This window comes from Pseudomonas brassicacearum (assembly GCF_009601685.2).
GTDB classification, from domain to species: domain Bacteria; phylum Pseudomonadota; class Gammaproteobacteria; order Pseudomonadales; family Pseudomonadaceae; genus Aquipseudomonas; species Aquipseudomonas kilonensis_B.
The window spans coordinates 4,324,926-4,341,007 of sequence record NZ_CP045701.2; the positions used below are offsets into that span (position 1 = coordinate 4,324,926).

The following is a 16,082-nucleotide window of genomic DNA, read 5'->3' on the forward strand; positions in this document are numbered from 1 at the left end:
GCAGTGAATGTATGTCGGGATATTACTGCTTAGGCAGCAAATGTCAAACAAATCGTTAGCTTGCTATTCACATAAAGTGTGTGGGAGCTGGTCCTGTGGGAGCAAGGCTTGCCCGCGATAGCATCACCTCGGTTCGACTGATAGACCGAGTTGCCTATATCGCGGGCAAGCCTTGCTCCCACAAAAGCTCAGCTCCCATAGGGTTTGGGGAAGGGGTTAGAAATCGCGCTTGTAGAAGATGTCCAACGAGCTGGCGACGCCGCTCGCGGCTTCGAGGTAGACCTTCTTGCTGAGTTTGTAGCGCAGGGCAATGGTGTTGGCCGGTTCGAACACGCCAACGCCGTAGCGCAGGCTGAGTTTCTCCGACAGGTTGCCGCTGGCGACCACGCTGGTTTCATTACCACTGCCCTGGGTGTCGAGCTGGAAATCCTCGATCCCCAGGTTATTGGCCAGGCTGGTGGTCACGCCCGAGCTGCCCATCAACCCCAGGCCCAACGCCGCCTGGGCGAGCATGTTGTTGTCCTCCCCGGTGGTGCTCAGTGGTCGGCCCAGCACCAGGTAGGACAACGCCTGCTCCTGGCTCATGGCCGGTTCCGAAAAGATCTGCGTGGTCGGTTGCTCGGCGCTGCCGCTCAAGCGGATGCCGGCGATCACGTCGTCGGTCTGGCGGATCGCTTCGATGTCCAGATAGGGCTGGTCAATGGGTCCGGCGAACAGCAGCCGCGCCCGTCGCACCGTCAGCCGTTGCCCGTAAGCCCGATAACGACCGTCGTTGAGCCAGAGTTCGCCGCGGGTGTCCATGTTGTCGCCGATGTGAACCTGGCCCCGCACGTTGGCCGTCAGGCCGAAACCCGAGAACGCGAGCTTGTCCTGGCCGACGATCACGTCGATGTCCATCGCCATGGCCAGCGGCGCCTTGCCCTCTTCGGTCTGGTGGCCGACGATCACCGTGTCATCCGAAACCTTGACGGTGGACGGTGGCAGTTCGCGGACGGTGATCTCGCCTTTGGGCACCAGGACCTTGCCGGCAATGGAAAGCCGCTCACCGTGCATCGTGATGGTGAGGTCCGGCGCCACGTCGAGCACCGCATAAGGCTCGACGGTGACCGGCAGTTGCGAGCCCTTGAGCGCCAGGTTCATGGACAAGGCATCGCCCCAACCGACGGTGCCGCTCAGGCGACCCTGCCCGCTCTTGCCACTTTTCCAGTCGCCGTCGAGCCGTATCGTTTCGCCGGCAATCATCGCCCGCACCTGCAAGGCTTCGAGGCTGACCGGCAGTTCCGGACCGGACACTTCGCCGTCGCTGAGCACCAGGTTGCCGTTGACCTGGGGCGCGAGCAAGCCACCGGACAAGGTCCCGCTGCCGTTCAGGTGACCGGTGAGGGTTTCCACCATCGGCACGAATGGCCGGGCCACGGACAGGTCCAGGCCAGTCAGGCGGAACGAACCGCTCAAGGGTTTGTTGGCCGGCAGCGGGTTGATCTGCGCCTGCAGCATCAGTTCGCCGAGCCTGGCGCCGACGAAGTTCAGGTCGGTGTCGATGCGCTTGGGGGTCAGGCGGCTGTTGAGCGTGAGGGTCTGGTAGGGGAAGTCCAGCCATTGCGCCTTATCGCCCTCCTTGTCCCGAATCCGTAAAGTACCGCCGCTGGCGTCCACCCGGATCCGGCCATTCGGACCGCTGGCCGGCAAGTCCAGTTGCAGGTCCGCGCTGAGTCGGCCCTGCCAGGCAAAATCCTTGGGCATCCACTGGGCCAGGCTTTCGATGGGGAATTGCTTGAGGTGGTAACGCAGCTTCGGCTCCGGCATCAGCCGCTGGTCTTCACCGCACAGGCTGGCATCAAAGGAACGCCAGCAATGAGCATCGACATTGAGCGTGCCATCGGCCAGGCGCTCCAGTTTCGCCGGGGCTTGCAGGCGCCAGGCTTGACCGCCGACCTGCACGTTGCCACTGGCCAGACGCCCGCGCCAATTGCCCTGGTCGAGCGTGCCATCGAGGGCCAGGGTCGTGTCGAGCTGCGGCCCTTGCAGGTCCAGGTTGAGCTTCTGCTGTTTGATATCGCCCTGGCCGCTGACCGTTAGCACGCCCAGTGACGTTTCGCCAGCGCGGATGCCGCTGGCCTTGAGGTCGAGCTTGCCGCGCTGGGCGCTGTCGAGGGTCGCGTCCAGGTTCAGGCTTTGCAGGCGGTTGTCCTGGAAGGCCAGTTGCGTGCCTTGCAGGCCGAGCTTGCCTTGGGGGGCCTTGAGCGTGCCGGCCACGTCGACACGGCCGACGACTTGACCGCGCAATTGCGGCCAGAGCTGAGCCAGGCGTGTGAGCTTGATGTCGATCTGGCCGGTGAGTTTCTGTTGCAGGCTGCCGCTGCCGTTGATGCGGTTATCCCCCAGGCGAATATCCAGCGCGCTGAGGTTCCACTGCTCGCCGGCGCCGCTGGCCTTGGCCTGGAACACCGCTGGCTGGCCACGCAGTTTGCCCTTGAGGTCCAGGTCCGCGTCGAGATCGAGGCGATCGTTCTTCATCATCCCTTTGCTGCGCAACGGCCCGGCCAGGGTCCCGGGCAGCTCGCCAAGCCAGTACGCCGGATCGATGGCCGACAGTTGCAATGCCGTATCCCAGGCAATGCCGTCGGCAAATTGCAGGCTCAGGTGCCCTTCGGCCTTGCCCTGCCCGGCCGCGAGCTTGAGCTGCGGCAAGTGGATTTGCGTCAGGTCGCCACTGAACGGGCTGCCCAGGCTGAAGGCCCCGGCGGGTCCATCCAGCGCGGCCTGGAAGTTGCCCAGGTATTGGCCATCGGTGTAAGAGACTTCGCCGTCGAAGCTGCGCAGCGTCACCTGTGGCTCGTCGATCAGCGGATAGAGGCGATGCCAGGGGAAATCCAGCCAGGCGACTTTCGCCTCGGCGCGCAGGCCTTCGCGCCAGTCCACTTGGCCGCTGAGTTTCAGGCTTTGCTGAGCGCCGGCATCCAGATCCAGGCCGGCGATCCGTGCGCCATTGGCGTCCACCGTACCTTGCAGCAACAACGCCACCGGCCCTTTTTCGGCGGGCAGCGTCGCCTTGCCGAGCAGTTGATAGCCGTTCTTCAGATCGCCTTCGCCGGTCAATTCCAGTTGATTGAGCAACAACGTGTCCGGCAGATCGGCACTGGCCTTGAAGCCGTCGGCGCTGATGCGCACCTTGGCGGGCAGGTTGTCCGCCAGCGGTTGCAGCTCACCGCTCAACTGGCCTTGCAGGTAGCCGCTGCTGTCGGCCTTGAGGTTGAGGGTCTTGAGCAGGTTGCCGTCGACTTTCAGGTCCAAGGCCCAGGGCGTGGCGCCCGGCGCCGGTAAGGTCAACCGGCCTTCGGCGTTCAACGGCCAGTCGCCGCCCGGCTTGAGCAGGCCGGAGAGTTTCAGGCTCAGCTCATCGCGCTGCAATTGCACCGAATCGATCTGCATGCCCTCGGCGGTCCAATGGGCAACCAATTGCAGGCCCTTGAGCTGCTCACTGCCGTTGAACGACAGGCTGCCGACCTGCACATCGCCCAGTTCGATGACGAGCGGCAAGTTCAGGTCCGGCAAGCTGATCGGGCCGCTGCTCGGTTCATCGGCAGAGGCTGGCAACTGCAAGGCGACCTGGTCGGCCTTGAGCTGTTCGATGCACAGGGTCATGCGTGCCAGGCACAGCGGCGACCAGGCGAATATCAGCCGATCCACTTCCACCCGACTGGCGTCCTGCTGCCACAGCACATGATCGGCGCTCCACTGCCCGCCCAGCCGGCCCTGGAAATTCTCCACGGTCAGCCCCGGCACCAGGCCGAGGGCCCAACGGCTTCCGAATGCCGTGCCCAGCACAACGCTCAAGGCCAGCACGACCGCCACCAGCACCCCGGCGAGCGCCAGCAGCGTTATCTTAAAACCACGCGTCACAGCTCAGGCCCCATGGAAAAGTGCAATCGAATGCCGCCGTCGTCGTCCATCGCATGGGCCAGGTCGAGACGGATCGGGCCCACCGGCGAGACCCAGCGCACGCCGACACCCACGCCGGTCTTGAGGCTCGGCAATTCAAGGTTGTTAAAGGAGTTGCCCTGGTCGACGAACGTCGCCACCCGCCATTTTTCCGCGATCGAATATTGATACTCGAGGCTGCCCGCTACCATGTAGCGACCACCGATACGGTCGCCCTCGGCGTTTTCCGGCGACAGGCTCTGGTAGTCGTAACCCCGCACGCTCTGGTCGCCACCGGCGAAAAAGCGCAGGGACGGCGGGATGGATTTGTAGCCATTGGTGGCGCTGCCGCCGATCTGCGCCCGCGCCAGCAAGCGATGCTTGGCGAACACCGTGGTCAGGCCCTTGACCATGGCGGTGCCGTATAAAAGGTTGTTGTCCGAGCCCAGCCCTTCCTTGGCGACCTTGGTGTCGAACTGCAAGCGGTAGCCGTTGTGCGGATCGATACGGTTGTCGCTGCGCAGGTAGGAATAACTCACGCCCGGCATCAGCAGCGTGCTCAAGCCCGCATCGTCGCCGAGGCGGTACTCCTCGCGCTGCCATTTGAGCGACACCACCCGCTGCCAGCCGCTGGGCAACTTGCTGTGCCATTCCGGCCCTACGGTGAGCAGTTTGCTGAGGCTGTCGGTGCCGGCCAGTTCTTCATATTGATAACCGCCGGCGTAACGCAGCTTGTCGGTCAACGGCGGGTCCAATGGCACGTCGTACCACAGGCCGACGTTCTGCCGGGGCGCCGACACTTCCGCTTCCCAGCCATAGCTATGGCCTTGGGGGTTGACCCAGTGGCGCGTCCAGTTGGCTTTGGCCCTGGGCCCGACGTCGGTGGAAAACCCCAGGCCCAGGCCCATGGTGCGCGGCTTGCGCGTGTCGAGCTTGACCGCCACCGGGATCACGTTGTCGGTGGCGGCGGTGGGCGCGGCATCCACGCGCACGCCTTCGAAATAACCGCTCGATTGCAGGGCCTGGTTGAGCTGCGCAATGAGTTCGGAGTCGTACGCCGTGCCGGCCTTGAACGGCACCATGCGTTGCAGCAGCTCTTCGTCGAACGGGGTGTCGCCTTCAAAACTTACCGGGCCCAAGGCATAGCGCGGGCCGCTGTCGTAGATCAGCTCGATGTCGGCGATGCCCGCCTGGGGGTCCACCAAGAGTTTCTGCCGGGTAAAGCGCCCGCTGAAAAAACCATAGCGCGAGGCCTGGTTCTGGATGATTCGCTTGGCGTCTTCGTAGCGGCCATGGTTGAGCACCGCGCCAGGCTTGAGGGCGGCGTTGCTGGGTACGCGAAAGGCTTTGAGCGATGCCGCCGGGCCGTCGATGCGCACGGTGACGTTGCGCAAATGCACAGGCTCGCCGGGGTCGATGGTCAGCACCAGGCGTGGGTCGTTGCCACCCTTGACCTCACTGTCGATCTGCGGCTGGTAGTAGCCCAGCGCCTGGGCGGCCTTGCGCGCCTGCTCCTCGGCGCCACGGCTGAAGCGCAGCAAGGCCTCCTCGTCACGATCACCCACGCCGCCGATGTAACCTTCTACGTTGGCCTTGAGTTCATCGTTGGACGGCTTGACCCGTACTTCCAATTCACTGTTTGCCAGCGCTGCGCAACTGAGGGACAGCAGGAGCGCGCCACTGGTAATTCTTCCTGAGAGGTTCATGGCGCGGATGCTATCACGAGCGTAGGTGCTTGATAGAGCCGGACATTTCGCAAAAGTTCGTCCGATTATGCCGTTGCGCTTTGCAGAACCTGCGGGTTGGCGTGGAAGAACACATGCTCGCGGATCGGTCCTACCGCAACTTCACCGATTTCCTCGTAACCCTGGCGTTTATAAAACTCAAGGTAACGCGGGTTGCCCGTGTCCAGCACCACGCCTTGGGAATGCTCGTCCACCGCACACCAGTTATGCACCGCCTCGAGCAACTGTTCGCCGAAGTGCTTGCCCTGGAACTGTGGGTGCACGCCCAGCAGCGGCAATACATGGACCGCATCCGACGGCAGGCAGGCCAGCACCGCCGCGTGGTACTCCAGGTAGCGCCGGGTGCAGCGAAAACCGGTGCTCAAGACCATGCGCAGGCGCCAGGCCCAGCTTTCAGTGATGCCCAGGCGCCGCTGCGGCGGGGCGATCAGGGCGATGCCGATCAAGCGGTCGTTGACCAGCAAGCCGATGGCCGGCAAATCCTGGAGAAAATGCTGCTTGACCAGCTCACGCACCGTGGCCCGTACCCGCTGTTCGTAACCGGGACGCTCGGACTCGAACAGGTAGCTGAAGGTCGGCTCGTGGCGATAGGCCTGGTACAGCAACGAACGGGCTTCACGGGAATAACCACTGTCGAGCATATGGATGTCGGCGATGGCGGTGGCGGTTTCAGGCATGACGTTGGTTCTCCTTGGAGCGAGGTTTGGTAATGAGCCCTGTAGGAGCTGCCGAGTGCAACGAGGCTGCGATCTTTCCACGGTCGCTTGAATCCCAAGCGAAAGATCAGAAGATCGCAGGCTTCGCCAGCGCCTACAAAGCCGAACGGGAAAATCCCCTCGCCACAGGACATTAGCAGTGCATTTGTCCTACTGCCACGCTGGCTCCCTTCCCACATGTCAGCTAGCATCGCAGTTTTGCCAGGACAGCCGACCATGAAGATCGTCTCCTTCAACATCAACGGGCTGCGCGCCCGCCCCCATCAGTTGGCGGCGCTGATCGAGAAGCACCAGCCGGACGTGATCGGGCTGCAGGAAACCAAAGTCCACGACGAACAATTTCCCCTGGCCGAGGTGCAGGCCCTGGGCTACCACGTGCATTACCACGGGCAAAAGGGCCATTACGGCGTCGCCCTGCTCTCGCGCCAGGCACCGCTAAGCCTGTACAAAGGCTTCGAGGGCGACGACGAGGACGCCCAGCGGCGCTTCATCTGGGGCACCTTCGCCGATGCCAACGGCGTGCCGGTGACCATCATGAACGGTTATTTCCCACAAGGTGAAAGCCGCGACCACCCAACCAAATTCCCGGCCAAGGAACGTTTCTACAGCGATTTGCAGCAACTGCTGGAAAGCCGCTTCAGCAACGATCAGCCGGTGGTGGTGATGGGTGACGTGAACATTTCCCCGGAAGACTGCGACATCGGCATCGGCCCGGACAACATGAAGCGCTGGCTGAAAACCGGCAAATGCAGCTTCCTGCCGGAAGAACGCGAATGGATGGCGCGCCTGAAGAACTGGGGCCTGGTGGACAGCTTCCGTCACCTGAACCCGGACGTCACCGACCGCTTCAGCTGGTTCGACTACCGCAGCCGCGGCTTCGAGGACGAGCCCAAGCGCGGCCTGCGCATCGACCTGATCCTCACCTCCCATGGCCTACTGCCAAGGGTCAAGGACGCGGGCGTGGACTACGAACTGCGGGGCATGGAAAAACCATCGGACCATGCGCCGATCTGGTTGCAGTTGGGCTGAGCGCGTCACACCAAACCCCTGTGGGAGCAAAGCTTGCTCGCGATGAACGATGACACGATCTTGCAGTTGAACCGTGCCGCCTGCATCGCGAGCAAGCTTTGCTCCCACAGAAACTTTCTGATTCTGCGACCCCCATCGCCCTGCCGCGCCTGACAAGTCGCAACCCTGTCACCTTTCAGTAACCTGACTGACTTAATCTTCCGGCACTTCCTCGGGTTCAGAAGGTACCGGCATGCGGCTGCGCGTTGTCTTTTTCATCGGCCTCTGGCTGCCGTTCATGGCATCGGCCGGCAATTTGCCCATTCCCGAACAGGGCCCGGCCCTGCGCCTTCAAGGCTCCAATACCATAGGGGCAGCGCTCGGCCCGGCGCTGGTCAAAGGGCTGATGGAAAACCAGGGGCTGCTCAAAGTGAGCGCCGAAATCACCGGCAGGGACAATGAGCAGCGCATCGTCGGACAGACCGCCGATGGCCGACGGGTGGAAGTGGACATCGCCGCCCACGGCTCCAGCACCGGTTTCGCCGCCCTCAAGCAGGGCAACGCCGACCTGGCTGCCTCTTCGCGACCGATCAAGGACAGCGAGCTGAACGAACTGTCGTCCCTGGGCGATCTGAAAACTCCCACTGCCGAGCAGGTCATCGCCATTGATGGTCTGGCGATTATTCTTCATCCGCAGAACCCGTTGCGTCAGCTCGATACCGTACAACTGGCGCGAATTTTCAGCGGCGAGGCGAAAACCTGGGAAGCCGTCGGCAGTGTCGGCGGACCGATTCATCTGTATGCCCGGGATGAACAGTCCGGCACCTACGATACCTTCAAGGAACTGGTCCTTGGCCGACAGGGCAGACGGCTGGATCCTTCAGCAGTGCGCTTCGAATCCAGCGAACAGTTGTCCGACGCTGTCAGCCAGGACCCGCAGGGCATCGGTTTCATCGGTTTGCCCTACGTGCGCCAGGCCAAGGCACTGGCGATTGTCGACGGTGATTCGCAACCCATGTTGCCGTTGAACAACCTGATCGCCACCGAGGACTACCCCTTGTCCCGGCGCCTGTTCCTTTATTTGCCACCCCAGGCAACCAACCTGTGGGCCGAGGCACTGGTGGCGTTCACCCAAAGCGAGCAGGGCCAGGCCATCGTCGCGGCCAACGGGTTCATCGCCCAGACCGTCCAGGCCATGGCCGTCACGCCGAATGCACTGATGCCCGAGGGTTACCAGGCCCTGAGCCGCCACGCCCAACGCTTGAGCGTGAACTTCCGCTTCGAAGAAGGCAGCGCCAGCCTGGACAACAAGGCCCACCAGGACCTGGGCCGCGTGCTCGACTATATAAAGCAGCACGGCAAAACCGACCGGCGCGTGACATTGGTGGGTTTTGGCGACGCCAAGGACGATCCGGCGCGGGCCGACCTGCTCTCCAAACTGCGGGCCATGGCGGTGCGGCGCGAACTGGTCAAATACGGCGTGGCACTGCGCGAAGTGCGAGGGTTCGGCGCATTGATGCCGGTGGCGGCCAATAGTGAGGATGAAGGACGGGTCAGGAATCGGCGGGTGGAGGTTTGGGTTTACTGAACCCGCCAAGCGGCGCAACACAAATCCCTGTGGGAGCAAAGCTTGCTCGCGATACCGGCACCTCGGTACCCCAGGAGACCGCGTCATCTTCATCGCGGGCAAGCCTTGCTCCCACAGCGGGGCGGTGCGACGTTTCGCTAAATTCCCTCACCACAAAAGTCTGGATGTTTATCACATTAGCCTCGGGGTAGGACCAAGCCACATCGTCTTGCGCCATTGCCTACAACTACGCCAGAATCCGCCGGCTTGTGCACCTTGAGGCCAGGGCTTTATCGTTTCCGGGTCGCTGACGAATCAGCGATCGGGTTTGGTAGCCCGGGTAAACTAAGGCGCACAGCTCCGGCATATTTTTTATGGCGGCTGTGCGCGGGGCGCCCTTGTGGCGCGCTGGGTTTGCCTTGGTACCCGGTCTACCAACCTGCGTATAGCCGCCACCCAATGTTTGGTAGCAAAAGGTTGCGGCTCCAATTACCAAGGAGTTTCATCCATGTTCAAGCCAACACCCAACCCGCCGGACACCGAGCCAGCCAACTCAAAAGCGTTCGACAAAACCGCCGACCGCATCCTCGACCACTACCTCAAGCCCAAACCCAGCAAACCCGAGGCTGATACAGGCCAACTGTTCACGGTCGCCTATGGCGTAGACACCGAAACCCTGCTCGCCAACCTCAGCGAAAACCTGGCCTCGGCCAACGCCATGCTCAACGACCTGGCCTTCGACCTGGAAGGCTCAAGACGCCACATTGTCCTGGGCATCCACCAATTGATCGAATTGAGTGGACAGTTGGCAAACCGAGCGCTGGACAATGTCGAAGCCCGTCCCTCGACATAGCGCATCCCCCTGTGGCGAGGGAGCTTGCGCCCGCTGGGTGGCGCAGCCGCCCCAAATGGCCTGACGCAGTCCTCCAAACAGATCATTCCCACGCACGCGCCTGGGAATGATCAATTGCAGGCTCACCCTTCAACCAGCCCCGCCCCATCGTTCGTCTGCAACCTACCCCGACCTGTAAGTTCTGACAGTAGCTAGCCCGGCGCAACAGCGCTCTGATATCCCCTCAACTCATCACACGAACTATGAGGGGACCCGCTCATGATCGACTCATCGACATCCGCCCGGCAAACCGTACTGGCCCTGGACCTGCCCCAGTTGCCCGGGGCGACGATCCCAGTGGTCGGGGCCGTGTATGGCGTACCCAAACGTATTCATGACCAGACACCCGATGGCTGCGCAGTGGTGGTCGACTCTTACTTGGGTCAGGAAGGTGGCGATACCGTTGCGATTTTTTTGAACGGCTCGACCATCGCTGCGGCCAGCAAGGAAACTCAAGGCATTGATGATGCTGTCACGTTGAACATTCCAAAGGGTGTCCTATTGCCGGGCCGGGTCAATACACTGATTTACACCGTCAGACGCGGCAGCGACAACCTGGGCACCTCACCGACTCTGGAGATTTTGTATAACAGCATCCGCCCGGGCAATCAGGACAGGGATCCGGGCCTTCCTGGCCATTCCGAACTGCAATTGCTGTTGCCGGACGAAATCAGCAACGGCGTAGGCCCAGGTTTCACCGTGGCGACGGTGTGCGTGGCCTACCCCTATTGCCGAGCCTACGATGAGATTCGTCTCAATTGTAATGGCAAGGATTTGATGTATCAGGTCGGTGCGAACGAGGCACCGCCACCGCCGGAACACGGCTCTGCGGCCCCCACGACGGTGTGTTTCACGGTTACCCGTGACGATCTGGGCGAGGACCACCCCGAGTTCAAATTTTCCTACACCGTCACCGACCAGCTTGGGAATACCCCGGATGTAGACTCGATCTGGTCGGCCACCCAGACGGCGGACGTGGACTTGGCTGGCAGAAGGTTGCCTGCGCCGATTCCACGGGAAGATCTCACCGACAATGGCGACGACCCGAGCATCATCGACCTTGAAAAACTGGGGATCGCTCCGTTGTCATTGATCGTATTGACCAGCGATCCTCGCTTCCAGCAGGGCGACACGATCGTGCTGACCTACGTCGCGAAAATACCGGGCCAGCCAGATATCAACGTCACTGCGCTAGGCACCGTTGAAACAGAATTTGGGCAGACCAAGCCCTGCATACTCCAGGTCGATAACGACAAGGTCATCCCGGGCAGTAAGGTAGAAATCAGCTACGAGTTATTCCGGGGCACTGTATTGGTCGGTTCTTCGAGAACCGCGCGAGCGACCGTTTTCGGCGAGGCGATACCGGATGAAAAACCGTTGATTACCCGGGTAGACGACTCCAGGGGAGAGATCCCGGACGGCGGCAGAACGTTCGATACCCGTGTGATGCTGACCGGTACGGCCAGCAAAGGCTACGAAGTCGAAGTATTCGATGGCCTGGATTCCAAGGGGACCGCCATGGCCGATGCGCAGACAGGTGTCTGGGCGCTTGAAATCACCAACCTGAGCATTCAATTCCATAGTCTGACCGCCAAGGCGCTGTACGGTGACAACCAGATATCGGAGGCGCGCACCTTTACGGTCCTGGCGGAACTGGTGATCGATACCACGCCTGTCTACCTCAACGGTTTCTTCCTTTACATCGGACAGCCACGAAACGCTACCCCCATGCCAGCGGACACAATAGTGACTCGCACACCCATAACGGGGAATCCTGGGTACACCTACTACACGTCAAACGGCGACGTTGCCCGCGTAAATGGCTACGGTACGGTCGAAGGGCGAGCCAATGGACAGGCGACGATCACGGTCGCCGACGCTTCCGGGCAAACAGCGTCCTATGTGGTGATCCGTTCGAACGCCTGGCAGCTGGCCATGATCGGCTCCATTACAGGGGGAGCAGCGCCCGCCTGGGCAAACGCCCAAGGGGCCGCGAACTCATTTGCCGCGCCCCCACGTCCAGACGGCGGCACCATGGAATACATTCGAACTTATTACGTTGTACCCACGGGGTTTAACTACCGGCACTGGACCGGCGCATTCGAGGACGGCAATCCTCTGTGGCCACTTTGGGCGAACCCCTACACGGGAGAGATTGGAACGCAGGCGATTCAGGATTATTTAGGCGCCTACTGTCGGATCCCCTTTAGCTCGGGCCATGTGCTGGCAAGTATTCCAGAGTCATAACCAGGAACTGGATAACGTCGACCCACGCTAGCCGACTCACCAATGAAACACACTGCCCCGCTGGGCCCTGTAGGAGCTGCCAAAGGCTGCGATCTTTTGATTTTTTATCTTTCGCTTGAGACTCAATTATCTGAGAAAAGATCGCAGCCTCGTTGCACGCGTCAGCTCCTACAGAGCCGAGCGGGAGCAAGCTCCCTCGCCACAGGAGCGTGCTCGAGCACTCCCCTACCGCCCAGCCAACTCCATGATCATCCGCGACAACAGATAAATCCTTGGCACCACACTCTCGACTTCGGCGTATTCCTCAGGGGTGTGGATGTTGCCGCCAACAATGCCAAAGCCGTCCAACGTCGGCGTGCCAACCACGGCTGACAAGCTGGCATCCGCCGCCCCACCGCTGCCTTCTTCAGTGAGTTTGCGCCCCAGTTCGCCATAGATGCCTTGGGCCATGGCCATCAACCGGTCCGACTCCGCCGTCTGCGGCATCGGTGGCAAGCCGCGCTTGAGGCTGGTGGTGACTTCGGTGTCGGCGATCAACTTGTCCTGCGACACCCGGGCCAGGTCTTTTTCGATGCGGTCGAATTCTTCCGGCACCGCCGCCCGCACATCGGCCTTGGCGCTTGCCTGGTCGGGGATCACGTTGGTCCGGTCGCCGGCCATGATCACCGTGAAGTTGATGGTGGTTTTTCTTTTCCGCGTCGCCGAGCTTGCCCAGTTGCAGAATCTGGTGCGCCGCGTCCATCGCCGCATTGCGCCCCAGTTCCGGCGCGACACCGGCGTGGGACGCCTTGCCCTTGACCTCCACCAGCGCCGTAGCGCTGCCCTTGCGCCACACCACCAAACCATCGGCCGGGCGACCCGGTTCAAGGTTGAGGGTCACGTCATGGGCCTTGGCAGACATTCTGGATAAATCCACAGTAAATCAGCGCTTTCTAGTGGACTTCATTGAAAATCCTGGCACGTCTAATTGGATACATTCATTAGGGATTGCTAACTGAAAACTACCATTGGCCGTAGAAATTTCCTTAAGCGAGTCTCCAGCGGAACCGTTTGTCGCCACTGTAATTTCTTACAGGTGACAACAAAACTCCTCTAACGCCAAATTGATCTTGCTGCAATAGCACCTCCCTGTAATTGGTAATTATGATTGCTACTACAGCCACGAACGAAACCCTCACTAAAAGTAGTAACTCAGAAGGAGCCTTGAAATGTTAGTTAAATTCAAATACGAAGGAACTACATTTGAATATAAAAACTTTGTCAGCGCTGCACTCCCCAGCGTGGGCGACACGGTTGCTGGGCATTGGAGCTCCTATGCCTGGAAGGTCGGAAGACGGGTATATGTATACAATTCCGACCCCACTTACGACTACATTGAAATAGATCTAGTTGATAAACGTGCCTCATAGCGCACTAACTAAAATCACTCAACCTGATTCCGCGAGACCTTACACTCGCGGAATCAATGTAAATATGCTGACGACAGAATCAGCCATCTCCACAATATACAATTCATTGCCTGACTGACGGCGCTTTCTGGTCTGCTACCTGAGAAAACGAAGCACCTTTGATCAAACTATTTCCATCCTTGTTTGGTATTGAAAAGTGCCAACGCAATCCAACCATTGCCTTAAGGAAAAACCGCTGGCGCTTCCAACCTCTGCCGATGCCCGTAACAAGTGACCCGATTGCGCCCGCTGGTCTTGGCCTCGTAAAGCGCCTGGTCGGCATCATTGAGCCAATGGGTCGCATCGCCATAAGTCGGGTTGAAGGCTGCCAGGCCAATGCTCAGGCTCACCTTCAGCGCCGGGTTCTGTTCATAGCTGAGCGTCGCAAAGCGCTCGCGCAACCCGTCCATGGCCTGCACGGCATTGTGAAGCGTCAGGTCCGGCAGAATCACACAGAACTCGTCCCCGCCATAACGCCCGACCACATCGGCGGCGCGCAGGTTTTGCTTGAGCATCTTGCCAAGCTGGCGCAGCACGATGTCGCCGGCGACATGGCCATAGGTGTCATTGATGGCCTTGAAGTGATCGATGTCGATCAGCGCAAGCGCGCCGCGCCCTGCCCCGTCATTGGGGTGACGCAGGCAGCGCTGGAACTCCTCGTTGAGGCGATCTTTCCAGGCGCCATGGTTAAGCAACCCGGTCAGGCTGTCGGTGCGACTCAGGGCCAGCAACTCGCGCTTTTGCCGCCCCAGGGCGTAGGCCTGGCGAAAGCAGAACCAACCCAGCGCCATCGGATACAGGCACAGCAGGGGTAAACAGGCGTAGAGCTGCGCCGCACTGGTCATGGGCACGCTAGTCAGCGGAAAGATCATTTCGCCTACAAAAATGCCTGCCGCTTGGGCAATCGCCCCGACAAACAAGAAGCGCAGGCCGCCAATGGCAACATTGTTCATCGCCATCATCGCCAGCGTGACGGCAGCGGGCAGCGGGTTGAACTGCATCGCCGCGACCCAGAAACCGCCAAGCGCCGCATCGATCAATAAATTGAGGTGTTCGGCGTGGTATGGCACCGCGCATCGGCGGGCCCAGCAATAGGACAAGTGTGGCCAGAGCAGGCCGTTGAACAGCATGAAACCCCAGACCCACGGCGCCGGTTCGAGGGGAAGGACGGCAGCACTTACCAATACCAACCCCAGCGTCAAGCCCAGAGTGCGCGATATATACAGCCTCCTGGCGAGCGTCCGTCCCTTTTTTCCCGTTTTTTGCATAGAAGCCTCTGCACCGCGGGTTTCCCAAGTCATTGGGACGGGGGGGGTCACTTGGAGTCTATCAGGGCGGCATCAAATAGCCACCACTGAATGAGGGGGTATTTATTCTCTTTCGCATGCCCCGCCCCGCCGCAGATTCCGGCTTTACATGACTCATCCGTCCGCTGTCATGGTTGGTATCAAAGCAAAAGCGGTCATGTCATCGCGATGTGCTCGGGTTTCAGCTTCACTTAACAGTATCTGACCCGTCGGCTCAGGCTGGTCGATCACATTCTGTCCTGACCCAGGAGGGCAAAACATGTTGGTGTTGTGGGTAGTCCTTGCCGTGTTTATCGCTTGGAGCTGGTTGACGTATCCAGGTATCGGCCATGTGCTGTATGACATGGGCATGGCGCTGGAGGCACGTCTCTACCGGTTGCACAAGATCACCGTCCCCATCAGCGAGATGACCGTGTCGACCTGGCAAGGCGGGCCCTATGAAGCGTCCGGTAGCATCCTGATGCTGCATGGCTACAGCGCCGACAAGAACCTCTGGCTGCGCTTTGCCCGGCATTTTGTCGACGACTACCGGGTGGTGGTGCCCGACCTGGCCGGCCATGGCGAAACCGGCTTCAAGGCCGGCGGCGGCTATGACATCCCGACCCAGGCCCGGCGGGTCATCGAGTTGCTCGATGCCTGTGGCCTGGACAAGGTCCATGTGATCGGCAATTCCATGGGCGGCTACCTCGCCGCATGGCTGGCGGCCACGTCGCCCGAGCGCGTGCTGACCCTTGCGCTGATCGATCCGGCCGGCGTCACCGCGCCCCAGGCCAGCGACATGGAACGCCACCTGGCCGCCGGACATAACCCGTTCCTCGTCGACTCGCGGGACGATTTCGCGCCGTTCTACGCAATGACCATGGCCTCCCCGCCCTGGGTGCCCAGCGTGGTGCTGGCGGCAATGGCCGAACGTTACGAACAGCGCCGCGATGAACTGGCGGAGATCTTCGTCGACTTTCGCGCCAGCCCGCCGATGGAACCGCGCCTGGCCGACATTAGCGCTCCATCGCTGCTACTCTGGGGTCGCAAGGACCGGCTGATCGACGTCAGCAGCGTGCCGGTGTGGAGCAAGGGCATCGCCGACTTGCGGGTGGAAATCTGGGACGGTATCGGCCACATGCCGATGGTGGAACGACCGGGAAAAACCGCGGCGCTGTATCGGGAGTTTCTCAACGGGTTGAGGCAGTGACGGCGATGCAAAAATAACAAAATGAACCCCCATGTGGGAGCG

At 60.9% G+C, this 16,082-nt stretch carries 9 protein-coding genes and 1 pseudogene; 5 read left to right on the forward strand and 5 right to left on the reverse strand.

The window, feature by feature from the left end:
• Positions 1–216: 216 nt before the first annotated feature.
• From GFU70_RS18230 to GFU70_RS18240, 3 genes are all read right to left on the reverse strand, one after another.
• Positions 217–3,903 carry a translocation/assembly module TamB domain-containing protein gene (locus tag GFU70_RS18230; RefSeq protein WP_153388558.1) on the reverse strand — a complete coding sequence of 1,229 codons (3,687 nt, stop codon included), beginning with the start codon at positions 3,901–3,903 and terminating at the stop codon, positions 217–219.
• Positions 3,900–5,627, reverse strand: a complete 1,728-nt coding sequence (locus GFU70_RS18235; RefSeq protein WP_058546842.1) for an autotransporter assembly complex protein TamA — start codon at positions 5,625–5,627, stop codon at positions 3,900–3,902. The genes GFU70_RS18230 and GFU70_RS18235 overlap by 4 nt, the downstream gene beginning before the upstream one ends.
• Positions 5,628–5,692: 65 nt before the next feature.
• Positions 5,693–6,343: a GNAT family N-acetyltransferase gene (locus GFU70_RS18240; RefSeq protein WP_003203682.1), complete on the reverse strand. Its 651-nt coding sequence runs from the start codon at positions 6,341–6,343 to the stop codon at positions 5,693–5,695.
• A 255-nt stretch (positions 6,344–6,598) separates the two neighbouring features.
• Here GFU70_RS18240 and xthA point away from each other — a divergent pair, with 255 nt between their 5' ends.
• From xthA to GFU70_RS18260, 4 genes are all read left to right on the forward strand, one after another.
• A complete protein-coding gene (xthA, locus tag GFU70_RS18245; RefSeq protein WP_064107003.1) occupies positions 6,599–7,411 on the forward strand; it encodes an exodeoxyribonuclease III in 813 nt (270 codons plus the stop codon).
• Between the two features lie 232 nt (positions 7,412–7,643).
• Complete coding sequence (locus GFU70_RS18250) at positions 7,644–8,978, forward strand: substrate-binding domain-containing protein (protein WP_058542953.1); 1,335 nt, start codon at positions 7,644–7,646, stop codon at positions 8,976–8,978.
• Positions 8,979–9,465: 487 nt separating this feature from the next.
• A complete protein-coding gene (locus GFU70_RS18255) occupies positions 9,466–9,810 on the forward strand; it encodes a DUF6124 family protein (protein WP_058542954.1) in 345 nt (114 codons plus the stop codon).
• 258 nt (positions 9,811–10,068) lie between these two features.
• Entirely contained in the window at positions 10,069–12,096 is a 2,028-nt protein-coding gene (locus GFU70_RS18260; RefSeq protein WP_153388559.1) for an Ig-like domain-containing protein, read from the forward strand.
• 225 nt (positions 12,097–12,321) lie between these two features.
• On the opposite strand, the pseudogene GFU70_RS18265 reads toward GFU70_RS18260, so the two are convergent.
• Positions 12,322–13,009 (reverse strand): annotated as a pseudogene (locus GFU70_RS18265) (M20/M25/M40 family metallo-hydrolase); the annotation flags it as partial.
• A 717-nt stretch (positions 13,010–13,726) separates the two neighbouring features.
• On the reverse strand, positions 13,727–14,812 hold the full coding sequence (locus GFU70_RS18270; protein ID WP_058542956.1) for a diguanylate cyclase: 1,086 nt from the start codon (positions 14,810–14,812) through the stop codon (positions 13,727–13,729).
• A 298-nt stretch (positions 14,813–15,110) separates the two neighbouring features.
• Between GFU70_RS18270 and GFU70_RS18275 the strand changes: the two genes are divergently transcribed.
• The gene (locus tag GFU70_RS18275) at positions 15,111–16,040 is read left to right on the forward strand and encodes an alpha/beta fold hydrolase (protein WP_058542957.1); all 930 of its coding nucleotides are present in this window, start codon (positions 15,111–15,113) and stop codon (positions 16,038–16,040) included.
• Positions 16,041–16,082 lie beyond the last annotated feature (42 nt).